Source organism: Sulfitobacter sp. 1A13353 (assembly GCF_043557255.1).
Taxonomy (GTDB): Bacteria; Pseudomonadota; Alphaproteobacteria; order Rhodobacterales; family Rhodobacteraceae; genus Sulfitobacter; species Sulfitobacter faviae.
On record NZ_JBIFFS010000001.1, the window covers coordinates 582,576 to 607,225 of the forward strand.

Annotated in this window: 23 protein-coding genes; 9 read left to right on the plus strand and 14 right to left on the minus strand. The window is 65.0% G+C overall.

Going from position 1 to position 24,650, the window contains the following annotated elements; all coding sequences use genetic code 11:
- Positions 1-60 precede the first annotated feature (60 nt).
- Positions 61-543: an RNA pyrophosphohydrolase gene (locus ACGYLO_RS02825; RefSeq protein WP_271688448.1), complete on the plus strand. Its 483-nt coding sequence runs from the start codon at positions 61-63 to the stop codon at positions 541-543.
- Positions 540-1,022, plus strand: a complete 483-nt coding sequence (locus ACGYLO_RS02830) for a hypothetical protein (RefSeq protein WP_271688447.1) — start codon at positions 540-542, stop codon at positions 1,020-1,022. The genes ACGYLO_RS02825 and ACGYLO_RS02830 overlap by 4 nt, the downstream gene beginning before the upstream one ends.
- Before the next feature lie 13 nt (positions 1,023-1,035).
- On the opposite strand, the gene ACGYLO_RS02835 is transcribed toward ACGYLO_RS02830, so the two are convergent.
- Genes ACGYLO_RS02835 through nth form a run of 3 tightly spaced genes read right to left on the minus strand, consistent with a single transcriptional unit; the run spans position 1,036 to position 3,262 of the window.
- A complete protein-coding gene (locus tag ACGYLO_RS02835; RefSeq protein ID WP_271688446.1) occupies positions 1,036-1,629 on the minus strand; it encodes a GNAT family N-acetyltransferase in 594 nt (197 codons plus the stop codon).
- A 2-nt stretch (positions 1,630-1,631) separates the two neighbouring features.
- Positions 1,632-2,621, minus strand: coding sequence for an adenosine kinase (locus ACGYLO_RS02840; RefSeq protein ID WP_271688444.1), 990 nt, complete (start codon positions 2,619-2,621; stop codon positions 1,632-1,634).
- Positions 2,618-3,262, minus strand: a complete 645-nt coding sequence (gene nth / locus ACGYLO_RS02845) for an endonuclease III (RefSeq protein ID WP_271688443.1) — start codon at positions 3,260-3,262, stop codon at positions 2,618-2,620. Before nth ends, ACGYLO_RS02840 begins: the two co-directional genes overlap by 4 nt.
- A 111-nt stretch (positions 3,263-3,373) precedes the next feature.
- On the opposite strand from nth, the gene ACGYLO_RS02850 reads away from it, so the two are divergent.
- Together ACGYLO_RS02850 and ACGYLO_RS02855 are read left to right on the plus strand one after the other, a co-directional pair.
- The gene (locus ACGYLO_RS02850) at positions 3,374-4,276 is read left to right on the plus strand and encodes a bifunctional helix-turn-helix domain-containing protein/methylated-DNA--[protein]-cysteine S-methyltransferase (protein ID WP_271688442.1); all 903 of its coding nucleotides are present in this window, start codon (positions 3,374-3,376) and stop codon (positions 4,274-4,276) included.
- A gap of 98 nt (positions 4,277-4,374) precedes the next feature.
- Positions 4,375-5,031, plus strand: a complete 657-nt coding sequence (locus ACGYLO_RS02855; RefSeq protein WP_067265672.1) for an OmpA family protein — start codon at positions 4,375-4,377, stop codon at positions 5,029-5,031.
- Positions 5,032-5,087: 56 nt separating this feature from the next.
- On the opposite strand, the gene ACGYLO_RS02860 is transcribed toward ACGYLO_RS02855, so the two are convergent.
- Positions 5,088-6,125, minus strand: coding sequence for an FAD-binding oxidoreductase (locus ACGYLO_RS02860; RefSeq protein WP_271688440.1), 1,038 nt, complete (start codon positions 6,123-6,125; stop codon positions 5,088-5,090).
- A 58-nt stretch (positions 6,126-6,183) separates the two neighbouring features.
- On the opposite strand from ACGYLO_RS02860, the gene mnmD reads away from it, so the two are divergent.
- Together mnmD and ACGYLO_RS02870 are read left to right on the plus strand one after the other, a co-directional pair.
- Positions 6,184-6,858, plus strand: a complete 675-nt coding sequence (mnmD, locus tag ACGYLO_RS02865; protein ID WP_271688439.1) for a tRNA (5-methylaminomethyl-2-thiouridine)(34)-methyltransferase MnmD — start codon at positions 6,184-6,186, stop codon at positions 6,856-6,858.
- Positions 6,855-7,733, plus strand: a complete 879-nt coding sequence (locus ACGYLO_RS02870) for a DMT family transporter (protein WP_271688438.1) — start codon at positions 6,855-6,857, stop codon at positions 7,731-7,733. The genes mnmD and ACGYLO_RS02870 overlap by 4 nt, the downstream gene beginning before the upstream one ends.
- Here the strand turns inward: ACGYLO_RS02870 and ACGYLO_RS02875 are convergent.
- The gene (locus tag ACGYLO_RS02875; RefSeq protein WP_271688435.1) at positions 7,698-9,662 is read right to left on the minus strand and encodes a lytic transglycosylase domain-containing protein; all 1,965 of its coding nucleotides are present in this window, start codon (positions 9,660-9,662) and stop codon (positions 7,698-7,700) included. The two genes, ACGYLO_RS02870 and ACGYLO_RS02875, sit on opposite strands and share 36 nt — an antisense overlap.
- Positions 9,663-9,787: 125 nt before the next feature.
- Between ACGYLO_RS02875 and dapA the strand changes: the two genes are divergently transcribed.
- Complete coding sequence (gene dapA / locus ACGYLO_RS02880) at positions 9,788-10,663, plus strand: 4-hydroxy-tetrahydrodipicolinate synthase (protein WP_067265665.1); 876 nt, start codon at positions 9,788-9,790, stop codon at positions 10,661-10,663.
- Positions 10,664-10,723: 60 nt separating this feature from the next.
- On the opposite strand, the gene ACGYLO_RS02885 is transcribed toward dapA, so the two are convergent.
- The 6 genes from ACGYLO_RS02885 to ACGYLO_RS02910 all read right to left on the minus strand — a co-directional run bounded on the left by ACGYLO_RS02885 (position 10,724) and on the right by ACGYLO_RS02910 (position 19,653).
- Positions 10,724-11,599, minus strand: a complete 876-nt coding sequence (locus ACGYLO_RS02885) for a DmsC/YnfH family molybdoenzyme membrane anchor subunit (RefSeq protein ID WP_271688434.1) — start codon at positions 11,597-11,599, stop codon at positions 10,724-10,726.
- Positions 11,599-12,357, minus strand: coding sequence for a 4Fe-4S dicluster domain-containing protein (locus ACGYLO_RS02890; RefSeq protein WP_394376349.1), 759 nt, complete (start codon positions 12,355-12,357; stop codon positions 11,599-11,601). Before ACGYLO_RS02890 ends, ACGYLO_RS02885 begins: the two co-directional genes overlap by 1 nt.
- Positions 12,358-12,406: 49 nt before the next feature.
- Positions 12,407-15,223, minus strand: coding sequence for a molybdopterin oxidoreductase family protein (locus ACGYLO_RS02895; protein WP_271688432.1), 2,817 nt, complete (start codon positions 15,221-15,223; stop codon positions 12,407-12,409).
- Positions 15,220-16,314 carry an acetate/propionate family kinase gene (locus ACGYLO_RS02900; protein WP_271688431.1) on the minus strand — a complete coding sequence of 365 codons (1,095 nt, stop codon included), beginning with the start codon at positions 16,312-16,314 and terminating at the stop codon, positions 15,220-15,222. Before ACGYLO_RS02900 ends, ACGYLO_RS02895 begins: the two co-directional genes overlap by 4 nt.
- A gap of 3 nt (positions 16,315-16,317) precedes the next feature.
- A complete protein-coding gene (gene xsc / locus ACGYLO_RS02905; RefSeq protein ID WP_271688430.1) occupies positions 16,318-18,093 on the minus strand; it encodes a sulfoacetaldehyde acetyltransferase in 1,776 nt (591 codons plus the stop codon).
- A gap of 96 nt (positions 18,094-18,189) precedes the next feature.
- On the minus strand, positions 18,190-19,653 hold the full coding sequence (locus ACGYLO_RS02910; RefSeq protein WP_271688428.1) for a PLP-dependent aminotransferase family protein: 1,464 nt from the start codon (positions 19,651-19,653) through the stop codon (positions 18,190-18,192).
- 118 nt (positions 19,654-19,771) lie between these two features.
- Between ACGYLO_RS02910 and ACGYLO_RS02915 the strand changes: the two genes are divergently transcribed.
- Complete coding sequence (locus tag ACGYLO_RS02915; RefSeq protein WP_271688427.1) at positions 19,772-20,659, plus strand: BadF/BadG/BcrA/BcrD ATPase family protein; 888 nt, start codon at positions 19,772-19,774, stop codon at positions 20,657-20,659.
- Complete coding sequence (gene nagA / locus ACGYLO_RS02920; RefSeq protein ID WP_271688426.1) at positions 20,659-21,789, plus strand: N-acetylglucosamine-6-phosphate deacetylase; 1,131 nt, start codon at positions 20,659-20,661, stop codon at positions 21,787-21,789. Before ACGYLO_RS02915 ends, nagA begins: the two co-directional genes overlap by 1 nt.
- Here nagA and ACGYLO_RS02925 read toward each other — a convergent pair.
- The 3 genes from ACGYLO_RS02925 to ACGYLO_RS02935 form a co-directional block, all read right to left on the minus strand.
- Positions 21,786-22,547, minus strand: coding sequence for a sulfite exporter TauE/SafE family protein (locus ACGYLO_RS02925; protein ID WP_271688425.1), 762 nt, complete (start codon positions 22,545-22,547; stop codon positions 21,786-21,788). The genes nagA and ACGYLO_RS02925 overlap by 4 nt on opposite strands.
- 144 nt (positions 22,548-22,691) lie before the next feature.
- Positions 22,692-22,955: a glycine zipper 2TM domain-containing protein gene (locus ACGYLO_RS02930; protein ID WP_209216644.1), complete on the minus strand. Its 264-nt coding sequence runs from the start codon at positions 22,953-22,955 to the stop codon at positions 22,692-22,694.
- A gap of 207 nt (positions 22,956-23,162) precedes the next feature.
- Positions 23,163-24,560, minus strand: coding sequence for an aspartate aminotransferase family protein (locus tag ACGYLO_RS02935; protein WP_271688424.1), 1,398 nt, complete (start codon positions 24,558-24,560; stop codon positions 23,163-23,165).
- Positions 24,561-24,650: the final 90 nt, after the last annotated feature.

The window sequence follows — 24,650 nt, forward strand, 5'->3', positions numbered from 1 at the left end:
TTGAGCCGCGCCTTGGTCGTGCTAACTCCCTCATGAACGCCATTCAGGAGACCTGCCCCCATGACCCCCGAAGAGATTGCCAAACTGCCCTACCGCTCTTGCGTCGGCGTGATGCTGGTGAATGCCGAGGGGGAGGTCTTTGTCGGCCAGCGGCGCGACCGGGATCAGGACGCTTGGCAGATGCCCCAAGGCGGGGTCGACAAGGGCGAGGCCGCGCGCGATGCGGCCCTGCGTGAGCTAGAGGAAGAGACCGGCATTCCCAGCAATCTGGTGCGGATCGAAGCCGAGACGACAAGCTGGCTGCCCTATGATCTGCCCCATGAACTGGTGCCCAACATCTGGAAGGGCCGCTACCGGGGGCAGGAACAGAAGTGGTTCCTCATGCGTTTTCTGGGGCAGGACGATCAGGTCAACATCCAGACGGCTGAGCCTGAATTCTCGGAATGGCGCTGGATGCCCGCAGATCAACTGGTCGCGAATATCGTGCCGTTCAAACGTGCGGTCTATGCGGCGGTTCTTGAAGAGTTTGAGGAGAAGTTATGACACGGATCATCGCCTGCGCCCTCGCCACTTTGGCCCCGCTGCCCGCGCTTGCGCTCAGTTGCCTGCCCCATTCGGTCGAGGCGACTTATCAACGCGCGGCCACGGCCGAGGAAAACTATGTCGTGGTGCAGGGGCGTCTGACCTTTGACGCCAGCGCCCTGCCAAAGGGTGGCACCATCGGGATCAACCCGCCCGAAGAGACGCCGATCCGGGCGCAGATCAGCGGCAAGGCGCTATCCGAAGGGGGCTTTGACGTGCCCTTTGACCAGCCCTTGACGCTCAACGTTCAGTGTTTCGGCCCTTGGTGCGGCTCCGCCGAAGAGGGGGATGTTCTGGCCTTCCTCGAACGCAAACCGGATGGGGCCTATGCGCTGGAAAGCAACCCCTGCGGGGGCGATCTTTTCGGCTCTCCGAAGCCTGCCATGGTGGATAAGGTGATCGCCTGTTTCCAAGGGGCGGAGTGCACGCCGGTTCGGTGATCCGGCGGCAGTCTTATGCCTCGATAAGCGGCACTTGCGGTGCGGCATCGCGGGGCAGCAGCCCTGTGAGACGCGGGTCGTCGTCGATCTCAACCTGGCGGCGCACTGGGATGAAACCTGACCGCACATAAAAGCCAAGCGCCTGTGGGCTGTCGTTGGTGCAGGTATGCAGGTGCAGTCGGGTGATCGGCTTTTCCCATGCCAGCGTGATCGCTTGGTTCATCAGATACCGCCCCGAACCGCTGCCGATCAGCGCAGAGGTCAGCCCGAAATAGGCCAGCTCGCAGCTGCCGTCTTCGGGGAAGTTCAACTCAAGCAGCGCCTCGTCCTTGCCATCGCGGGTCAGCGTATAGAAGTCCCGCGCCGGGTCTTGCAGCAGCGCGCAGAGGGCCGTGTCATCCAATTTGAGCCGCCCGTACCAGAGCCAATCCATCCCGACGCGCCGGAAAATGCCCCGAAACCAGTCGGGCGTCGGTGAGACCTTTCGAAAGGTGACACCCTCGGGCAGGGGCACCTCCCGCAGGCTGGGTTTGGCGTCCATCTCAAGATGGGTCACCACCACGGCGAGTTTGCCGGGCGGGACATCATGAAAACCGTTCTCGATCATGGTCAGACCAGCCCTTCGGCCTTGAACAGGGCCATGATGTCAGTTTGGGGGCGGGGGCCGATGTGGCGGATCACTTCGCCCGCGCAGATGTTGCCCATGCGGCCACAGGTCTCAAAATCGCGGCCCGTGGCGAGGCCATAGAGGAAGCCCGCCGCGAATTGATCGCCCGCGCCCGTGGCATCCACCGGCACGACCTTTTCGACCGGCACGTCGACCCGTTCCTCGCCCCGCACTAGCGTGACACCGTCGCCCGACCGGGTGCAGACCACCAGCGGGCAAATCTCGGCGGTCTTGGCCAGGGCGGCTTCGGTGTCGTCGGTTTCCCAAAGGGCGCGAATCTCGGCCTCATTACCGATGACATAGCCCAGATCGTTTTCGATCAGCGCGAGGAAGTCGTCGCGGTGACGCTCCACGCAGAAGGGGTCGGATATGGCGATGCCTGCCATGCCGCCGCCCGCCGTCGCGGCCCGCGCGGCTTCGCGAAAGGCGGTTTTGCCCGCCTCGTGGTCGAAGAGGTAGCCTTCGAGGAACATCAGCTTGGCCTTCTCCGTCACCGCCTGCGGCACATCGGCCGAGGTCAGCCCGGTCGAGATGCCGAGGTAGGTGTTCAGGGACCGCTCCCCATCGGGGGTGACGAAGATCATGCAACGCGAGGTTGGGTTCTCGCCCTCCGCCACGGGGGCGTTGACGAAATCGATCCCGATATCGGTCATCGCCTTGGCATAGAACTGGCCCAACTCATCATCGCGCACCCGCCCGATAAAGGCGGTCTTGAGGCCCAGCGCGCCCGCGCCCGCGACGGTATTGGCGACCGAGCCGCCCGGCGTCTGCACCCGGTCTTGCATTGCGGCATAGAGGTCTTCGGCGCGGTCACGCTCGATCAACTGCATGATGCCTTTCTCGATACCGTTGTCGGCAAGGAAACTGTCATCGGCATGGGAGATCACGTCGACGACGGCGTTGCCGATGCCAACCACTTCGTATTGGGTCATTCTGTCTTGTCCTCGTATTGGCACAGGTCACGGATGATGCAGGTGCGGCACAGGGGTTTGCGGGCTTTGCAGTGATAGCGGCCATGCAGGATCAGCCAGTGATGGGCATGGCGCTGGAAATCGGCGGGAATGTTGTCCTCGATGGCGCGCTCGACCGCGTCGACCGTCTTGCCCGGTGCGATCCCGGTGCGGTTGCCAACGCGGAAGATATGCGTGTCCACCGCCTGCGCGGGCTGGCCCCACCACATATTGAGCACGACATTCGCGGTCTTGCGCCCGACACCCGGCAGCGATTGCAGCGCGGCGCGGGAATTGGGCACCTCGCCGTCGTAATCGTCGACAAGGATTTGGCTCAGCTTGATGACGTTCTTGGCCTTCTGACGGTAGAGGCCGATGGTCTTGATATGGCCGATCAGCCCCTCAAGCCCCAGATCGAGCATCTTTTGCGGCGTGTCGGCGATTTTGAACAGCTCGCGCGTCGCCTTATTGACACCCGCGTCGGTCGATTGCGCGCTCAGCGCCACGGCCACGACGAGCGTATAGACATTCACATGCTCCAACTCGCCCTCGGGCTCAGGCTCTGCCTGTTGGAAGCGGGCGAAGATCTCGCGGATGGTATGATAATCAAGTTGGCGGGCCATGGCTCAGGGTATGCGATGAATGGCGCGGCAGGGCAAGCGGGGGCGGGGCGTGGGGTGCGATGGCGCAAGAAACGGGTCGCACGGGGGCAGGGGCGCGGCTAATCTGGTGGCATGACACAGATCGCACAGCTCTCTCCCGCGCCCGAAGATCAGGGGTACCACTATCAGGTGATGCGCCGCGCCATCGCCCTGATTGACGAGGCCGAGGACCCCAAGCAACTCGATTGGATCGCGGGCGAGATGGGCATGTCCGCCGCGCATTTCCAGCGGCTGTTCTCACGCTGGGTGGGGGTCTCGCCGAAGCGATACCAGCAGTATCTGATGCTGGATCAGGCCAAGGTCATGCTGCGCGACCGTTTCACCACGCTGGCGGCGGCGCATGAATTGGGGCTGTCGGGCAGCGGGCGATTGCATGACCTTTTCCTGCGCTGGGAGGCGATGAGCCCCGGTGAGTTCGCCCGCAAGGGCGCGGGGCTGACGATCTACTGGGGTTGGTTCGACAGCCCCTTCGGCCCGACACTGGTGATGGGCACCGACAAGGGCATCTGCGGGCTCGCGCTGTCGTCGGAAGTGGGGGAGGATGCGGCGATGGCGGATCTTTGTAGCCGCTGGCCGCTCGCCGATTTCAAGGAGGCCCCCGCGCGGTTGCAGGCATGGGTTGACGCCGCCTTTGGGCGGCGGAAAGACCCCGAGGCGAAGGCGCCGCTCTACCTCATCGGTGCGCCCTTTCAAATCAAGGTTTGGGAGGCGCTGCTGAGCATCCCCTCGGGGCAGGTGACCACCTATTCCGAAATCGCGCAGAGCATCGGCAGCCCCCGTGCCGTGCGCGCCGTGGGCACGGCGGTTGGGCGCAATCCGGTGAGTTGGCTGATCCCCTGTCACCGGGCGCTGCGCAAAAGCGGGGGCTTGGGCGGCTACCACTGGGGGTTGCCGGTGAAACGCGCAATGCTCGCCTTCGAGGCGGCACGGGCAGAGGCGCAAACAGCCCCCTCTGGGCGGGTTTCTGCCGAATAGCGGTTATATGTAATGTTTTTGGGAACTTTGCGTGCCTATATTGCGTTCACGTCAAGATGCCCCGCCCGAACGGGGCCGCAAACATGAAGGCAGTAGACATGATTTCTTCGAAGATGACTTTGGCCGCCGCTCTGGCTGGCGCGATGACACTGGGTGCCTGTACGCAGCCGATGCAGCCGGGCAATGGCGATCCCAACCAGCGGACCAAGAATGGCGCTTTGATCGGTGCGGGCGTCGGGGCCCTTGCCGGTGCGATTTCCGAAGGTGACGGCAAAGGCGCGCTGAAAGGCGCTTTGATCGGCGGCACGATCGGCGCGGGCGTCGGCTATTCGCTCGATAAGCAAGAGGCAGAGTTGCGCGCCGCGATGGACAGCCGTGTGGTGATCACCAACACCGGCGACCGTCTGATCGTGACACTGCCGCAAGACATCCTCTTTGCGACCGACAGCACCAGCGTATCGCCCGCCCTGCGTGACGATCTGGCCGCGCTGGCGCAGAACGTGAACATCTATCAGAACTCCACCCTGCAAGTCGTGGGCCACACCGACAGCGATGGCGAAGCGGCCTACAACCAGCAGCTTTCCGAGCGTCGCGCGCAGGCCGTGGGCAACATCCTTCTGTCCAACGGCGTGCCGCAGCAGCGTTTGCAGACATTCGGCCGTGGCGAAAGCCAGCCCGTGGCAAGCAACCTGAGCGCCGCTGGCAAAGCGCAAAACCGCCGGGTCGAGATCGTGATCCTGCCCAACGCGCGCTAAACGGCAGGTTGAAAGTGACAGAGAACCCCGGCCAGTGGCCGGGGTTTTTTGTTGGTCTAGAGGTTGTCCTCGACCCTGAAACCCTTGGGGATGGCATCGCGCCCTTCGAGCAGAAGATCGGCCATAACCTCTGCCACTTTGGGGGCCATGCCGAAGCCGATTTTGAAGCCGCCGTTGGCGATGTAATGCCCCGGTCTGCCCGGCCACGGGCCCAGCATCGGCGCGCGGCTACGGCTGCGCGGACGCAGCCCGGCCCAGCGTTCGACGACCGGCGCGTATTGCAATGCGGGGACCGCCGCGCGGGCCTTGGCGATCACCGCGTCGAGCTGTGCATCGGTGCTGTCGGGGCTGTCATATTCTCGCTCAGTGGTGCCGCCCACAGCCACCGTGCCATCCAGATGCGGGATCACATGGACCCCATCGGCAAAAAGCTGCGCCGCGCCGCCCCGGTCCAGCCGCAAGAGCGCGGCCTGCCCTTTGATGCCCGCGCCAACCAAACGCGGATGGCCCGCATTCAGCGCCTCCAGCCCCGCGACCCCAGTGGCCCAGAGGGTCAGACCTATATCGGGGGCCTCGGCCACGATCTCAACGCCTTTGGCCGCCAGCGCCGCGACGAGGGCGGCACAGGCGTGGCGCGGGTGGACGAGGGCGCTTAGCGTGTCGCGGATCAGCCAGCCGGTGGGGCTCTGCGGGGCCCAATCGCGGCTCTCGGCGCGGATCAACTCCCACCGGGCGCGGCCTTGCCAAAGCGCGGCTGCCGTGTCCTGCCGTTGCCGCGCCAGCGCGAGGGCCGCGTCATCCGCCACCGGCTGCAACCGCCCGCTGCGGATATAGCCGGGCGCGCGACCGCCCTCGGCCTCGACCTCGGCCCAGAAGGCTTCGGCGCTGAGCAGGCTCTCAAGCTGAAAGGCTTTCTTGGTGTTCCAATTCTCTGGCACATGCGGCGCCAGCGCGCCCACGATCCCGCCCGAAGCCCCCGCTGCCGGTCCTGACGGATCGACCACACGCACCACAGCCCCGCGCCGGATGCAGGCCCAAGCCACCGACAGGCCAAAAATCCCGGCCCCTCTTACGGTTACATCCACCATTGCCATTCCCCGCCAGCTTGCGCAGTGTCTGCGCGACTTCTTTCCCCCTCTAGCAGGACGTGCCGTGCCAGACCAGAATGCCCAGATCACTTGGCGCGCGGGCCAAGTGCCCGTCTCGACCCAGTTCGATGACCCCTACTTCAGCTTGGAAGATGGCGCGGCTGAGACGGCCTATGTCTTTCTGGCGGGCAATGACCTGCCCGAGAGGTTCCGCCCCGGCTTTCACATCGCTGAACTTGGCTTTGGCACCGGGCTGAACCTGTTGCTGGCTTGGGATGCTTGGATGCGGGCGGGCCATGACGGGCCGCTGCATTTCACCAGTTTCGAAGCCTACCCGATGCACCGCGAGGATATGGCGCAGGCCCATGCGGCCTTTCCCGCGCTCGACGGGCGGCGCGATGCGCTGACAGCGGCGTGGGATGGCGCGGGTGGCGTGTTGGAACTGCCCGGCCTGCGGGCCGAGATCATCATTGGGGACGCGCGCGAAACCCTGCCCGCATGGCAGGGGCAGGCCGATGCTTGGTTCCTTGATGGGTTTTCACCGGCCAAGAACCCCGAGCTTTGGGGCGATGATCTGATGGCCGAGGTGGCACGCCATACCGCACCGAGCGGCAGTGCGGCGACCTATACCGCCGCGGGCTTCGTGCGCCGGGCCCTCGCCGCGGGCGGTTTCGAGGTTTCCCGCATCCCCGGCTATGGCCGCAAACGCCATATGACCCGCGCACGGATGCCCGCATGAGCCAGTCTAACAATATCCCGCTCGGCATCATGCTGATGATCGCCACGACGATGGTCTTCGCCGTTCAAGATGGGCTGTCGCGCCATCTTGCCGAAAATTACAATGTGCTGATGGTGGTAATGATCCGCTATTGGTTTTTCGCGGCCTTCGTGATTGCGCTGGCATTGCGCAAGGCAGGCGGCATCCGCCGCGCCGCCGCCACAACACAGCCCGCGGTGCAAATCCTGCGGGGCGTGCTGCTCTCGGCGCAGATTTGCACGATGGTGCTGGGCTTCACCATTCTGGGGTTGGTGGAGAGCCATGCGGTCTTTACCTGCTACCCGCTTTTGGTGGCGGCGCTGTCTGGCCCGATCTTGGGTGAGAAAGTCGGCTGGCGGCGGTGGGCCGCGATTGGTGTGGGCTTTGTCGGGGTGCTGGTGATCTTGCAACCCGGGCTTCGGGTGGTGGACCCTGCCGCTGCGATCCCGCTGGCAGGGGCGGCGATGTTTGCGGTCTATGGCCTGCTGACCCGCTATGTCGCGCGGCGCGACACGACGGCGACGAGTTTCTTTTGGACAGGCGTGACCGGTGCGGCGGTCATGACGGCAGTCGGCATCTGGTTTTGGGAGCCGATGACCCCGGGCAACTGGCTGTTGATGGGCACGCTTTGCATCACCGGGGTCACGGGCCATTGGCTGCTGATCCGCTGCTACGAGGTGGCCGAGGCCAGCGCGGTGCAGCCCTTCGCCTATACCCAGTTGATCTTTACCGTGATCATCGGCCTGTCGGTCTTTAACGAAGTGCTGCGCCCCAGCGTGGTGCTGGGCGCGGGTATGATCGTGGCGGCGGGGCTGTTCACCCTATGGCGCGAACGCCTTCAACGTCGATCCGGTTAACTCTTCGCTAAAGGGGATCGGCAGCGGGTCTTTTCCCAGACGGGCGCGATAGACGGGCAGGCTTTCGGTCACCCGCATGACGTAGTTCTGCGTCTCACGAAAGGGGATCATCTCGATCCAATCGACGATGTCGATCTCACCCTTGCGCGGGTCGCCATAGGTCGCCATCCAGCGCCGCGGGCGGCTGGGGCCCGCGTTATAGGCCGCCGACATCATGGAGACATTGCCGTCGAAAAGCCCCGCCATCTGCGACAGATAGGTCGCGCCAAGCCGCGCGTTGTAATCGGGGTCGGCGGTCAGGCGGTCCGTCGTGTGTTGGCCTGAGATGTCAAGATCGCGCGCCACGTCCCGCGCCGTGGCAGGCATGATCTGCATCAAACCGCGCGCGCCGACGCCGCTTTGCACATTGGGATCAAATTCGCTTTCACGCCGCGCGATGGCGAGGGTCATTTCGGTCGCCATCGGCAGGTCTTTCTCCACCAGACTGTGCAGCGCGTAATAGGGGGCGGGCACCTCCAGCCCCCGCTGCGCCGCGCGTTTGCCGATCATCACCGCGATATGCGGCTGGCCCACGTCGATGGCGGCTTGCCCCAGCAGGGCGATGTCTTCGGGGACGAGTTGTTCAGCCAAATGGGTCCAGAACCGCTCGGCGGTGGACAGCTCGCCCGAGGCTTGCAGCAGCAATCCGGCCTCAAACAGGGGCGCACGGGCCAGCGGAGAGCTGCGCCAGTCTTGCTCAGGTGCCGCGCCTGCGAGCTTTTCGTCAAAGGGGATGCCGCCCCGTTCGGCGGCCAGCAGCCCGTAGAAGGAGGTTTGGTATTCCGCCCCCATGGCATAGGCTTTCGCCGCGCCTTGGGCATCGCCCATCGCCTCTAACGCGCGGCCTTGCCAATAGCCCGCGCGGCCTTGGCTGATGGGGGATTCCACGGCGTTGTCGTGGTTCTGGAAATGGCCCAGAGCGGTGGTGGGGTCGTCCAAGAACCGCAGCGCGATATAGCCTGAGAGCCATTCGAGATCGGCATAGTTCGAGCCATCGGTCAGGAAATGCTGCGATGCCAACCGGTAGGCCGTCCGCGCCTCGCCATTGCGCATTTCATCCCGCGCCAAGGCACGGCGGCGATTGGCCCATGCGGGGGGCTGTCCGAGATCGGCAGCCGAGGTCGAGCGCGCCAGCATCAACTCTTTGGCGTCTTCGCGTAGGCCCTTTCGGATGCGCCATTCAAAGCGGTCATGGGCCAACCCCGGCGCATCGGCCTTTGAGGCGGGCAGGGCGTCAATCTTGGCGTTCACATCGCTTTCCAGCTTTTGCAGGGCGATGCGGGTCTCGGCCAGCGCCTTGTCGGCGCTTGAAACCAGATCGAACATTTGCCGCGCTTCGGAATGTTCGCGCTGCCAGAGCATCTCTTCCAGCCGCGCCGCGTGATGTGGGGCCAGAAGGCTCCCGTGGGCCTCGGTGAAAAGGGCCTGACTGCTGGCGTTCATCGGCATGGTGCGCCACGCCAGAACGAGGTTCGCCTCGGCCTCACCGCGCTGGCCGCTGTTGATCAGCGCCTCGGCGTGGGCCAGCACGCCGCGCGGGGTCTGCGGGGCCATGGCCGAGAAGAAATCCAGTATCTCGCTCTCACCCTGTTTGATGACCGCCGCTTCGCTCTGCCGGCGCAGATACGCCTCACCGGGCCAGTCGGGTCTGCGGTTCAGGAAATCGCGCGTGTCGGCATAGGAGCCGCGCCCGGCGCGCAGCCGGTGCCATTCGATCACATCGGCGGCGACCTGCCCGTCACGGGCGGCCAGCGCCGCAGCCGCGTCCCAATTGCCGCTGCGCATCGCATCCATCGCCCAGCCCAAAGGCCGCGGGCGCTGCGCTTCCGCAGGCACGGTCAGGACAAAAACACTCATGAGGATCGCCATCAGGCGCGTCATCGCTTGCATTTCCCACGTCTCCGAGGCTAGAGCCTTGCAACATATGGCTCGGGCGCCGTTTATCAAACCGTAGCGCCCGCAAAAGCCCTCATCCAGTCCGGTTTTCCGCCGGCCAGCACTTAAGGAGCGTGCACATGTTCAAAGGCTCTCTGCCTGCCCTCGTCACGCCGTTTCGCAACGGCGCGCTGGATCTGGATACGCTCAAGAAACTTATCGAATGGCACATCGGCGAAGGGTCGAGCGGGCTTGTCCCCGTCGGCACCACTGGCGAATCCCCAACGCTGAGTCATGCCGAGCATGAGACCGTCGTAGAAGAGGTGGTCAAAGCCGTCGCGGGCCGCATTCCGGTCATCGCGGGCGCCGGGTCGAACAACACGGTCGAAAGCATCCGCCTTGCCCGCCATGCCGAGAAAGTCGGCGCGGATGCGCTGTTGGTGGTGACGCCCTATTACAACAAGCCGACGCAGCGCGGGCTGGTGGCGCATTTCACTGCCGTCCATGACTGCTGTGAGTTGCCGATTATCATCTACAACATCCCGGGTCGTTCGGTGGTGGATATGATGCCCGAAACGATGGGCGAACTGGCCCAGTTGCCGCGCATCGTCGGCGTCAAGGACGCCACCGGCGATCTGGCGCGCGTCTGCGATCAGCGCATTACCTGCGGCCCGGATTTCTGCCAACTCTCCGGCGAAGATGCCACGGCGCATGGGTTCAACGCCCAAGGCGGCGTCGGCTGCATCTCGGTCACCGCCAATGTCGCGCCGCGCCTTGTGGCGCAGATGCAGGCCGCCTGTCTTGAGGGCGATTATGCCAAGGCGCTGGAATTGCAGGACCGTCTTATGCCGCTCCACAAGGCGATCTTTACCGAACCGGGGCTTGTGGGTGTGAAATACGCCATGTCGCGGCTCGACCTCTGCTCGGACGAGGTGCGTCTGCCGCTCACGGAACTGACCGACCCGACCAAGGAACTGGTCGATGCGGCCCTGCGCCATGCGGGGCTGATGAACTAAACCTAATGTAAACAGGTTGGCCGATACGAAGAGGGGGTGAAGACACCCCCTCTTTTGCGTTCAGCGTTTGCCGTAATAGAGGCCGACCACATGTTCGGCTTGGGCAAAGAACAGCCAGCGCGCGGTCAGCACCCCTGCCGCATGGCTGAGCACCGCGAGACCGGCGGCAAGGTGGTGGAACACGGGCGAGAGCAACAGCAGCAGCGGCAGCAGCACCATCAGCGCAATCGCGATCACCCGCAGTTTCAGCGCATGTTTGCGCCCGATCTGATAGACGAATTCCCGCAGCAGATAGTTGGTGCCGGTATGGGGCGGCTCCAAGGCGCGGACGCTGCCATGTTCCCCCAGCCGCGTCGCCGTCGCGATATCGCTGCCCGAGGTTGCAAGCGCCCGATCCCCGCGCCACCATGTGGCGATCTGCACCACCCCCGCCAGCGCCAGCAGGATCATCGCCGCCGTCACCTGCCCCGCCAGCAGGGCACCGCCCGCGATGCTGAGCGACAGGAAATTCAGCGGCGTCATCACGCTGTGCCAGCGCGGCACGGTTTTCATCTGGGTATAGATCATCGCCGTGGTCAGCACCGTCAGCAGCGACAGCGCCGCACCGATCACCCCCAAGGGCCAAAGCCGCGTGTCGTAAAACACCAGCCCCGCGCCATAGGCGGCCATGGTCAGCAGCGCCGCGACCGAGGCCCAAGCCTCTCGGCTGAGCCAAGAGCTGCGCCATTGGGTGAAGGCTTTGAGCGCACGCTCCGGGTGGCCGAGGTGGAAGGTCGAGGCGATGAGCCCGCCCACGGCCAAAAGATAGGCCAGCGCGAAGAAGACGAAAGCGACCCAGCCGGTCACCGCAGGCAGGCCGATCCCGAGCCATGCAAGCAGGCCAAATCCCATGCCCGACAGGCTGCTGAACAGAATAACGGAAGGCGCCGGATGCATCAGAGCTTCTCCAAAGTGCGGTCGAGCCAGCCGAGAAAGCCCTTCGGCCCCTCGTCCACCGGGGCGAGGAAGGGGGAGAGCACGTCGATCTCGCCCTCGGGAGGGCCAAGCGTGTCACGCGGGCGCGGCGGCAGGTATTTGTTGACCGGTTTGGTGCCCTGCTCGGGCATCAGGTCCACGCCGCCACGCTCTGCTACCAACTGGCTGACAGCGCTGTCGGGATCGCCCAGATCGCCGAAATGCCGTGCGCCCGCGGGGCAGGTGCGCACGCAGGCGGGCTGGCGGTCTTCTTCGGGCAGGTTCTCGTTGTAGATCCGGTCGACGCAGAGGGTGCATTTCTTGATCACGCCGGCTGCCTGATCCATCTCGCGCGCGCCGTAGGGGCAGGCCCAAGCGCAGAGGCCGCAGCCGATGCAATCGCTTTCGTTGACCAGCACGATGCCGTCCTCGACCCGCTTGTAGCTGGCCCCCGTCGGACAGACGGTGACGCAGGGCGCGTCTTCGCAATGCAGGCAGGATTTGGGGAAATGGACCAGTTGCGCCGCACCCGCCTCGGGCTGGACCTCGTAGCTGTGCACGCGGTTGAGGAAGGTGCCCGAAGGATCGCTGCCATAGGCGTCTTGGTCCGACAGGGGCGCGCCGTAATTCTCGGTGTTCCAGCCCTTGCAGGAGATCACGCAGGCATGACAGCCGACGCAGGTGTCGAGGTCGATCACGAGGCCGAGTTTGCGCTCGGTTTGGTCGGGAAGGGTGGTCATGTCTGGCGGTCCTGAAGGGTCGTTCTCGCGGCGCGGGGGGCGAAGGGGGTCATTTGCCCACCTTCCACGCGATGTCGCGCGGCGCGGGCGGGATAGGCGAGCGTTGCGGCGGTATTTCGGGCTGGGCCTCGGCGGGGGCCTCGGTCTTTTCGATGTGGACCTTGAGGTCGAACCAAGCGGCCTGTCCGGTGATCGGGTCGGAGTTGGACCAGCGCAGCCCGTCGCCCTTGGGCGGCAGAAGCTCATGGATGAGGTGGTTCAGCAGGAAGCCGCGGGTCGCTTCGGGCGCGTCTTTGTCGAGCGCCCAGGCCCCCTTGCGCTTGCCGATGGCGTTCCAGGTCCAGACGGTATGGGGGTTCAGCGCCGCCATTTCCTGCACCGGCACGGTGATGCCGCCGTGCGGAGAGGTGACGCGGGCCCAATCGCCGTCCCGCAGGTCCTTCTCGCGCATGATCTTGGTGGGCAGGTAGAGCGGATTGTGCCCGTGCAACTGCCGCAGCCAGGCGTTTTGGCTGCCCCATGAGTGATACATCGCCATCGGGCGTTGAGTAAGCGCATGGACGTCGTAGCCCTGCGCGCCTTCGGGATCGCTCTCGTACCAATGCGGAAGCGGCGTCATGCAGCGTTTGATGCGGTTGCGCAGATGCTCGGGGGGCTGGCGGTCGCCGTGGCCCTCGGCGGCCAGTTGGAAGCGGCGCAGCGGCTCGACATAAAGCGAGAAGAGGTAGGGCTGGGCTGCGTCGAAGAGGCCCATGCCCACGGCCCAATCCTGATAGGCAGCGTTCCAGGGCTTGTAGTATTGCGCCTCGGCGGGGATGTGGTGGGTCGAGAAGCCGCCGTTTTCAATGTAGCGGTCGATCTGCTCGGGGTTCGGGGCGCCGCGGCCGCTTTGGGTGCCGTCCTCTCCGCGGAACCCCGCCAGCGGGCCGATGCCGGGGCGGCGTTCGTGGTTGGTGATGTAATCGGCGTAGTCGCGGTACTTTTGACTGCCGTCCTCGTTCACGAACCCGGGCAGGTCCAGCCGCGCGCCAAGATCGCAGAGCACCGACTGGAAGCCGCGCACGTCGCGGTTCGGCTCAACGACCGGCCAGCGGATCGCATCGGCGGCGGCGTCGGCCTCGCTGATCGGGCGGTCGAGGAGCGAGATGCAGTCGTGACGCTCCAGATAGGTCGTGTCGGGCAGGATCAGGTCGGCATAGGCCACCATCTCCGACGAATAAGCATCGGAATAGATGATGCGCGGGATCACGTAGTCGCCGTTCTCATCCGTGTCGGTCAGCATCTCCATCACCCCGCCGGGGTTCATGGAGGAGTTCCACGACATGTTGGCCATATAGAGAAACAGCGTGTCGATCTTGTAGGGATCGCCCGCATGGGCGTTGGAGATCACCATATGCATCAGCCCATGGGCCGACATCGGGTTTTCCCAAGTAAACGCCTTGTCGATCCGCGCGGGGCTGCCATCGGGGCACAGCGCCAGATCGTCGGGGCCTTGCACGAAGCCCAAATGCGGCCCGTCGAGCGGCCCGCCCGGCGTGGCCTTGCAATGGGGCTTGGGATGCGCCGTGGCGGGCTTGGGGTAGGGCGGTTTGAAGCGGAAACCGCCCGGCACCTCCACGGTGCCGAGGAGGATTTGCAGCACATGCAGCGCGCGGCAGGTCTGGAAGCCGTTGGCATGAGCCGAGATGCCGCGCATGGCGTGGAAGGACACCGGGCGGCCGGTCATCTTCTCATGACGCTCGCCGCGGAAATCGGTCCAGGGCTGGTCGATCTCGAAGGCCTCGTCGAAGGCCACCCGCGCCAGTTCGGCGGCGATGGCGCGGATGCGCGGCGCGGGGATGCCGCAGCGTTCCGCCACGGCCTCGGGGGTGTAATCCTCGCCGAGGTATTCCTCGGCCATCTTGTGAAACACCGGGCGGTGCGTGATGCCGCCCGCGCGGTAGGTGGCCGACAAGTCGGGGCGCACGCCGGGTTGGTCGAAGGGGGTGAGCTTGCGGGTCTTGCGGTCGATCACCAGTGCCTTGCCGTCCGCGTCGCGCAATTGCAGGCCGAATTCGGGCGACTTCGGGTCGCTGTTCAGCAGCACCGGCGCGTCGGTATAGCGCGCGAGGTAGTCCAGATCGATGCGACCGGCCTTCATCAGGCAGTGGATCAGCGACAGGATGAACAGCCCGTCGGTCCCGGGCGTGATGCCGACCCAATCGTCGGCGATGGCGTTGTAGCCGGTGCGGATGGGGTTCACCCCGATCACCCGCGCGCCGCGTTTCTTCAGCTTGCCCAGCCCCATCTTGATCGGGTTGCTGTCGTGATCCTCGGCCACGCCGAAAAGCATGAAAAGCTTGGTGTGGTCCCAATCGGGCTGGCCGAACTCCCAGAAGGCGCCGCCCATGGTATAGATCCCCGCCGTCGCCATGTTGACCGAGCAGAAGCCGCCATGCGCCGCATAATTCGGCGTGCCGAAGGCCTGCGCCCAGAGGGAGGTGAAGCTTTGCGACTGGTCGCGCCCGGTGAAGAAGGCGAGTTTCTCTGGCGCCTCATGGCGTAGCGGGGCAAGCCAGCCGGTGGCGATCTCAAGCGCCTCGGCCCAGCTGATGTCCTCGAATTCGCCCGAGCCGCGGGGGCCCACGCGTTTCATCGGGTTGCGCAGCCGCGCCGGGGAATTGTGCTGCATGATCCCCGCCGAGCCCTTGGCGCAGAGCACGCCGCGGTTCACCGGGTGGTCGCGGTTGCCCTCGATATAGGCGACCTTGCCCTTCTTCATATGCACGTTGATGCCGCAGCGGCAGGCGCACATGTAGCAGGTCGTGCGGCGGACCTCGTCCGAGACCTTGGGCGACAGATCGAGCGGCGGCTGGGAATGCGTCATGAGGGGGCGGGGGCTTTCAGCAGGGCAAGCGCTTGGCGCGCGATATGTTTCTCTTCGGCGGCGGGGATGACCCACGAGGGAATATTTCCCGCCCAGCGGAGGTTTGCAAGAACCTTTTCCCTCACCGCGGAATCGTTCTCGCCAATCCCGCCGGTGAAGGCGATGCCGTCGATCCCGCCCATGGCGGCGATCATCGACCCGGCCTGACGGGTGATCCAGTAGCAAAAGTGGGCGCGGGCGAAGCGGGCGGCCTCGCTGTCGCTCTCCGCCAATTGCCGCATGTCGGCGGTCTGACCCGACAGGCCGAGCAACCCGCTTTCATGGTGCAGCAATCTCTGCGCGGCTTCCAGTCCAAGATCGCCCACCAGATGCAGCACCGCGCCCGCGTCGATCTCTCCCGCGCGGGTGCCCATGGTCAGCCCGCCCAAGGGTGAGAATCCCATGGTGGTGGCGACCGAGCGGCCCTCGCGGATCGCGCAGAGGGAGACGCCGTTGCCCAGATGCAGCGCCAAGAGGCGGTCGGGCAGGGGGGCGCCGGTTTGGGCGGTGAAATTCCGCGCGAGGCTCTCGTAGCTGATCCCGTGGAAGCCGTAGCGGCTGAGGGCGGCGGTCTCGGGCTTCTCGGGCAGCGCGTAGCGGCGCGCCACGTCCGGGTTGGTGCGGTGAAAGCCGGTGTCGAAAGCGGCGAATTGCGGCAGCTCCGGCATCAGCGCTGCAAGGGCGTCGATGGCGCTGAGGTGATGCGGATTGTGCAGCGGGGCCAACGGTTGCGCCGCGGCGATGGCGGCGCGCACGGCGGGGGTGACTTCTGTCGTCTCGGTCAGGTCCGGGCCACCGTGCACCACGCGATGTGCTGCAATGCTAAGGTCGGATGTCGCGATACCTGCGTCACGCAGTCCCGCAAGAATGGCGGTGAAGGCGGTGCGGTGATCGGGCAATGCAAGAGGCTGTCTCGGAGCGCTTCCCACACGTAGGGCGCCAGTCTGGCCGATGCCCTGCGCCTCAATCCGCAGGGTTTCGGACAGCGCGCCGTCAAAGACCGCCGCCTTGATCGACGACGAGCCTGCGTTGACGACGAGCACCAGCGCCATGGCTCAGACCCGTTGCGGGCGCATGTCATCCCGGCTGATCCCGGCGATGGAGACCGGTTTCTTCATCGCGTCGCGGCGGAAGGGCTCGCCCAGTTCCTGGTTGAGCAGCACCTCAATGAAGGTCGTCTTACCGTCATTCATCTGCGCCTTGATCGCGCGGTCCAACGCCTCGGTCAGTTCCTCCATCGACGAGACCTGCACCCCCTCGACCCCGCAGGCCTTGGCGATCCCGGCATAGGAGACTTCCTGCGCCAGTTCGGTGCCGACGAAGTTGTCGTCGAACCAAAGCGTCGTGTTCCGCTTCTCGGCGCCCCATTGGTAGTTGCGGAAGATCACCATGGTCACGGCGGGCCAGTCGTCGCGGTTCACGCTCACCATCTCGTTCATGGAAATGCCGAAGGCCCCGTCGCCGGCAAAACCCACGACGGGCGTGTCCGGGCAGGCGATCTTGGCGCCGCAGATCGCCGGGAAACCGTAACCGCAGGGGCCGAAAAGCCCGGGGGCGAGGTATTTGCGGCCCGCCTCAAAGGTCGGGTAGGCGTTGCCGATGGCGCAGTTGTTGCCGATGTCGGAACTGATGATCGCCTCGGTCGGCAGCGCCTTCTGGATCGCGCGCCATGCCATACGGGGCGACATTTTCTCGGGCTCGCGGTCGCGGGCGCGTTCGTTCCACGTGGTGCCGGGGTCGTCGTCTTCGTGGTCCATCGAGGTCAGTTCTTGCGCCCATGCGGATTTGGTCTGGGCGATCAGGTTGCGCCGTTCGTCGCGGCCCGCATCGCCTGCATCCTCGGTCAGCCGGTCGAAAATGCTCCGTGCCACCTTGCCCGCGTCGCCGACGATACCGACGCTGACCTTCTTGGTCAGACCAATGCGGTCGGGGTTTATGTCGACCTGAATGATCTTGGCGTCCTTGGGCCAATAGTCGATGCCATAGCCCGGCAGGGTTGAGAAGGGGTTGAGCCTTGTGCCGAGCGCCAGAACCACATCGGCCTTGGCGATCAACTCCATCGCTGCTTTGGAGCCGTTGTAACCCAGCGGCCCGACCGAGAGCGGGTGCGAGCCTGGGAAGGCGTCATTGTGCTGATAACCGCAGCAGACCGGCGCATCGAGACGCTCGGCCAGTTGGCGCGCGTCGTCGATCGCCCCACCGATCACCACGCCCGCCCCGTTCAGGATCACCGGGAATTTCGCCTTCGAGAGCAGTTCAGCCGCCTCGGCAATCGCCGTCTCCCCGCCCGAGGGGCGTTCAAACTCGACAATGGCGGGCAACTCGATGTCGATCACCTGTGTCCAGAAATCGCGGGGGATGTTGATCTGGGCGGGCGCGGAGTGACGCTTGGCCTGAAGGATCACGCGGTTCAGCGTCTCGGCGATGCGGCTGGGGTCGCGGACCTCCTCCTGATAGGCGACCATATCGCGGAAGAGCGCCATCTGCTCGACCTCCTGAAAGCCGCCCTGACCGATGGTCTTGTTCGCCGCCTGCGGGGTCACCAGCAAAAGCGGCGTGTGGTTCCAGTAGGCGGTCTTTACCGGCGTCACGAAGTTGGTGATGCCCGGCCCGTTCTGGGCCACCATCATCGACATCTGCCCCGAGGCGCGGGTGTAGCCATCGGCCATCATGCCAGAATTGCACTCATGCGCGCCGTCGTAAAAGGTGATCCCTGCGGCGGGGAAAAGGTCGGAAATCGGCATCATGGCCGAGCCGATAATGCCAAAGGCCGTGTCGATCCCATGCATCTGAAGGGTTTTGACGAAGGCTTCTTCGGTGGTCATTTTCATCGCGCGATCCTTTGGGCATGGGGCAAAGCTATCGGCAAATTACGGGCAGGTGCAGGCCGGGGTTAGGGCCAGAAATGCGCCAGCCCTAAGGCCAGATCAGCGCAGGCGGTCAATCTCTTGCGCGATCAGCCCGAGGCCCTCTTCGATCCGCGCGGCGGGGATCGAAGAATAGGCCAGCCGGTAGTAATTCGTGGCCTTCTCAGCCCCGGCGAAAAAGCCATGTCCCGGCTCCAGCAGCACATCCTGCGCGCGCAGGTTTTCGGCCAGTTCCGCCGTGTCCACGCCCTCCGGCGCGCGCATCCAGAAAGACGAGCCGCCATAGGCCCCCCGGCCCGACACGCGCAGGCCATGGGTCTCTAGCGCCGCGTCCATGACCCGGCGGCGTTCGTGCAGCGCCAGCCCCATGCGGCGGATCTGGGCGTCGTAATGGCCAAGCGACAGGAAATAGGCGGCGGTGCGCTGGATATGCCCCGGCGGGTGCCGCAGGACCGAGGCGCGCAGCGCGCGGGCCTCGCGGATGAAGGGTTCGGAACCCACCAGATACCCCAGTCGCAGCCCCGGAAAGAGCGATTTGGAGAAACTGCCAACATAGATCACCCGCCCCTCGTCATCGAGCGATTTGAGCGCGGGCGAGGCGGGTTTGAGAAAGGACATCTCGAACTCATAGTCATCCTCGACGATCAGCGCCTCCAGCGCGCGGGCGCGGGCCAGCAGCGCGCGGCGGCGGTCCATCGGCATGGTCGCATTGGTCGGGCATTGGTGGCTGGGGGTTGCGAAAATCACATCCGTATCGGGGGGGATCGCCTCGGGCGGGAGGCCGTCTTGATCCACCCGCACGGGCGTGATGTGGCAGCGGGATTGGCTGAGAATACCGCTGAGTGCCGGATAGCACGGGTCTTCGAGCACGGCGCGGCGGCGTTGGGTCAGCAGCACCTGCGCGGTCAGCCAAAGCGCGTTTTGCGCGCCGAGGGTGATAAGGATCTGCTCGGGCCGGGCCGAGACGCCGCGCCGGGGTAGGATGTGGCGGGCAATGAACTCGATCAGCTGCGGGTCGTCCTGATCGTAGTAATCGGTCGTCATTGAGGTGAAATCGCGCTGGCCGAGGGCTTGCAAGGCGCAAAGCCGCCAGTTGGCGTGATCAAAGAGCGTCGGGTCGGCTTGGCCATAGATGAACGGGTAGCGGTAGCTGGCCCAATCCTGCGGTTTGGCGGCCAGCCCGTTGGCGCTGAACCGCTGCCCGATGGCGCGGGTCCAGTCGATGGCGTCATCCGCCTCGGCCCGGGGGGCGAAGGCGGGCGGGGCGGGCGCATTGTCCGAGACGAAATACCCCGACCGCCCGCGCGAGGTGAGGTAGTCATTCGCCAAAAGCTCGGTATAGGCGATGGTCACGGTGATCCGGCTGACGCCGAGATGCGCGGCGAGTCTGCGGGTCGAGGGCAGCTTCTCCCCCCGCTGGAACCGGCCCGAGAGGATGCCTTGGGCGATCATCTGCTGGATCTGCTGTTGCAGGGTGCCTTGCGCATCGGGGCGCAGGAAAAAGGTTTCGACGGGCAGGGCCATGGGGCGAAGGTTAGGCTGGCCCTAGGGGGAGTTCAATCTGGCATTACGGCTGGACGAATTTATCCTCGGGGCCGCGCCCGCACTTCCGTTCGCCCGGCCCCTCGCCTAGAACGATCGCATGAGCATTTCCGCCCCTCTTTTGATCGCCGTGGACGGCGGTGGCACCGGCTGCCGTGCGGCCATCGGCACGCAGCGCGATGGTATCCTTGGCCGGGCCTCTGGCGGGCGGGCGAATATCGGCAATGACCCGGACCAGACCCTGATCAATATCCGCACCACGGTCGAAGCGGCGGCGTCCTCGGCGGGGCTGCCTGCCGAGGCGCTTGCCGGGGCCACCGCCTTTCTCGGCCTCGCCGGGATGAACGTCGCGCGGGACGCAGCGCGGCTGCGCGCGGCGCTGCCCTATGCCCGGATCATTGCGGAGGATGACCGCCCCGCCTGCGTGGTCGGCGCGCTTGGCGAAGGCGCGGCGGGCTGGGTCTTGGCCATTGGCACCGGCACGATCGTGGCCGCGACCGATGGCACGGCGTTTCGCTATGTCGGTAGTTGGGGGTTTCATCTGGCGGATCAGGGATCGGGCGCTTGGCTGGGCCGCGGCGCGCTGGATCTGGCGTTGCAATCTCATGACGGGGTATTGCCCCACACCGACCTAATCCGCGCATTGTTGGCGGATTTCGGAGATGATCCTGAGGCTTTCGTGGCCTTCAGCCTGACGGCGCAGCCGGGGGATTACGCGGCATTCGCGCCCAAGGTTATCGCGGCGGCTGAGGCCGGGGACGATCACGCGCAGGCGTTGATGCGGGAGGGCGCGGCCTATTACACCCGCGCGTTGAAGGCGCTGGATTTCGCGCCCGGCGATCCGCTCTGTCTGCTCGGCGGGGTCGGCCCGCATTACGCGCCTTTCCTGCCGGAAGACCATTTGGCAGGACGGATCGTGGCGCGGGGCACGGCGCTGGACGGGGCGTTTCATCTGGCCTGCAAGGCCGCGGCGGAGGAAGTTCAGTGATGAGCGAGATCGCGAAGGTTTTCACCGGGGCGCAGATCCATGACGGCAAGCGGTTGCACCCCGGCAAGGTGCTGGCGCAGATGCAGGACGGCAGCCGCCGCATCCTCACCGCCGAAGAGGTGCCGCAGGGCATCGTGGCGGAGCCTATGACGGGCGGCGTGCTTTGCCCCGGCTTCGTCGATCTTCAGGTTAACGGCGGCGGCGGGGTGATGTTCAACGACAGCCCCGATCTGGCGACCCTGCGGCACATGGCCGACGCGCATCGCAGCACCGGTGTCGCGGCGCTCTTGCCCACATTGATCACCGACACGCCCGACAAGACCGAAGCCGCCATCGACGCCGCTGTCGACGCCATCGCAGAAGGGGTGCCGGGCATCATCGGGCTGCATCTGGAAGGCCCGCATCTGGCGCTTTCGCGCAAGGGCGCGCATGACGGGGCGCTGATCCGCCCGATGCGTGAGGCGGACCTCGCCTTGATCCTACGCGCCGCCGCGCGTCTGCCGAATCTCATGGTCACCGTCGCGCCAGAGAACACCAGCACCGCGCAGATCGCCGCGATGGCCAAGGCGGGGGTCGTGGTCTCGCTCGGCCATAGCGATGCGGATTACGAGACCTGTATGGCGGCCTTCGACGCGGGCGCGTCCTGCGTCACCCATTTGTTCAACGCGATGAGCCAGATGGGCAACCGCGCGCCGGGGCTGGTCGGGGCGGCGCTGTCGCGAGAGGGGGTTCATGCCGGGCTGATTGCCGATGGCATCCATGTGCATCCGGCGTCCATGCGCAACGCGCTGGCGGCCAAGGGCGACGGTATTTTCCTCGTCAGCGATGCCATGGCGACGGCGGGGTCGGATATCACGGGCTTCACCCTCAATGGGCGGGAGGTTTACCGCGCTGAGGGGCGGTTGACCTTGGCCGATGGCACGCTGGCGGGGGCTGATCTGAAAATGGGCCGCGCGGTCCATACGCTGACCCATGCGGTGGGAGAGCCGCTGGAGGTGGCCCTCGCGCGGGCGATCTCGGGGCCGGTTGCGCTGTTGCGTGATGACATGGGGCTGGGCCGGATCGAAAGCGCGACCCACCCCTTGGTGCTTTTCGATCCCGAAAGCGGCGCGGCGCGGGTGGTGGGTTAGCCTGCCACGAGCCGCCAGAAAAACACCGCGCTCATGCCGAACCCGATGGCCGCGATCAGCCAGCGCACGGTCTCTTTCGGCAAGGCCCGCGCCAAGGGCGCCCCGGCATAGCCGCCCGCCGTGGCCGCCAGCATCATCAGCAGCGCCTGCGGCCATGCAACCAGACCGGCCAAGGCAAAGACCGCCACGGAAATCGAGGAGAGCACGAAGCTCAGCCCGGTCTTGAGGCCGTTCATCCCGTGAAGATCGGTCATTCCCCAAAGCGCGAAAAGGGCCAGCAGAACGATGCCCAAACCCCCGTTAAAATAGCCGCCATAGACACTGACCGCAAAGAGGCCGAGCGCGCCTTGGGGCGTCACGGCGCGAGCACGGGCGGCGGCGAAAGCGCGGATGCGGTCGCCCAGCAGAAACACCAGCGTCGCCGCGAGCAGTAGGAAAGGCACGACAACGGAAAACGCCGCGTTGGAAGAGATCAGAAGCAAACCCGAACCGACCACACCGCCCGCCAGCGTGATGAGGGACAGCCGCAGCAGCGCGCGGCGGTCGAAGCGGCCAAGCTCGTTGCGAAAGCCAAGAGCGCCTGCAAGGTAGCCCGGAAACACCGCCACGGCGCTGGTCGCATTGGCGGCCACGGGGGGCATGCCGGTAAAGACCAGCGCGGGAAAGGTCAGAAAGGTGCCGCCCCCGGCGATGGTGTTCAACACCCCCGCGCCGAAGGCCGCGATCAGCAAGATCGCGATATCGCTTAAAGTTGTCATGGTTCCTCCCCGCGCCCTTGGGGCGCTTGACCCCTGTTAGGATCAAATCATGCCGGTGCCAAGGTGGGGGAAGGGCGGAAACGAAAAAGGGCTCCGACCTATGGTCGAAGCCCCGATAACGCGAAAACGCGCGAAGTCAGCCGTTTATGGGCAAGCCGCGACGTAGCGCTGGCCGTTGGCGTTCTGGTAAACGCATTTGCCGGACTGTGTCTGGCCGATGTAGTTGCCAGCCGCCGCACCTGCGAGACCGCCGATGATTGCGCCTTGAACCTTGTCGTCACCGCCTGAAACGGCAGCACCGGTGGCAGCTCCGAGAGCCGCGCCAGTCAGAGCACCTTGGTTCGAGGTGGTGCCGTCACAAGCGGCGAGACCGGCGATCATCGGAATTGCGATAAGAAACTTCTTCATGTCTTTCTCCCAGTTTACTCATTTGCCAACGCGGGGGGATTGGAAGAGGTTCCCGCGAAGGCGCTACATTTTCAGAAAAATCCCGCGGGTTTCGATCTGCGGCGATCTTTCGGTGCGATGTCATGTTCGGGCAAGACAGGGGTTTAGATAGACGAAGGCGGCACCGGGTCAACCGATGCCGCCTGTCGCATGCCGCAAGACGCGGTTTTACGCCGAAGTGAAGACCCGGCCCAAGGCGCCATCGACTGCTGTGATGATCTCATCAATATCATCGCGGGTGGCGATCAGCGCGGGCGAGAAACACAGCGTGTTGTTCTTGCCGGGCAGGGAGCGGTTGGTAGCGCCGATGATCACCCCTTGGGCCATGCAATCGCCCACCACGGCCTGAATGCGCTTTTCCTCAACAGGGGCGCGGCTGTCGCGGTCCGTCACCAGTTCGGCCCCCAGAAACAGCCCTTTGCCGCGCACATCACCGATCACCTTGTGCTTGTCGGCCAGCGCGTGAAGCTGCTCTAGCATGTAGTGGCCCATGTTGGTGGTGTTCTCCAACAGGTTCTCACGCTCGATGATGTTCATGTTTTCGATGCCCGCGGTCGGCCCCGCGGTGCAGCCGCCAAAAGTCGAGATGTCGCGGAAATAGTTCAGCGGATCGCTGGCATCGTCCTTGAACATGTCAAAGACCGCATCGGTCGTGACCAGACAGGCGATTGCGGCATAGCCCGAGGCGACGCCCTTGGCCATGGTCACCATGTCGGGCTGGATGCCGTAGTGCTGATAGCCGAACCATGTGCCGGTGCGGCCCACGCCGCAGACGACCTCGTCAATGTGCAGCAGGATGTCGTATTTGCGGCAAATCTCTTGCACGCGTTCCCAATAGCCCTCGGGCGGGCAGATCACGCCGCCGCCCGCTGTGACCGGTTCGAGGCAAAGCGCGCCCACGGTTTCGGGGCCTTCGGCGAGGATCACCTTTTCGATCTGATCGGCGGCCCAGACACCGTAGTTTTCCTGCGGCGCGCCGTCCTGTTCAAAGCTGCGGTATTCAAGGCAATGCGGCACCCGCACGAACCCCGGTGCGAAGGGGCCGTATTGCGCATTGCGCTCGTCCTGACCGCCCGCCGAGAGGCAGCCAAGCGTGGTGCCGTGGTAGTCGCGGTCGCGGTAGAGGATCTTGTGCTTCTTGCCGCCATAGCGCTTGTGCGCGATCTGACGGACCATTTTGAAGGCTTTCTCGTTCGCCTCGGAGCCGGAGTTGCAATAGTAGACGCGGTCCAGCCCCGGCATCTTGTCGAGCAATTTCTCGGCGAAATGGGAGCCGGGGATCGAGCCTGCGGAACCGGCGAAATAGTTCAGCTTGATCAATTGGTCGCGCACCGCATTGGCGATGCTCTCGCGGCCATAGCCGACGTTGACCGTCCAGACCCCGCCCGAGACGGCGTCGAGGTGCTCTTTGCCCTTTTGGTCCCAGACCCGGATTCCCTTGCCTTCGACGATGATGCGCGGGTCGGTGGTTTCATAGGGTTTGTGCTGGCTCAGGTGGTGCCAGATATGCGCGCGGTCGGCTTCGACAACGCGGGAGATGTCGTTCTCGTTGAAATTGCCGTCCATGGGGCAAACCTTTCTTTACGGGTGGGCGAGCCCACGAATGAAGCCCGCGCAAAGGCGGGGTAAACTGTTCCAAGAACACCGCGAATAGGC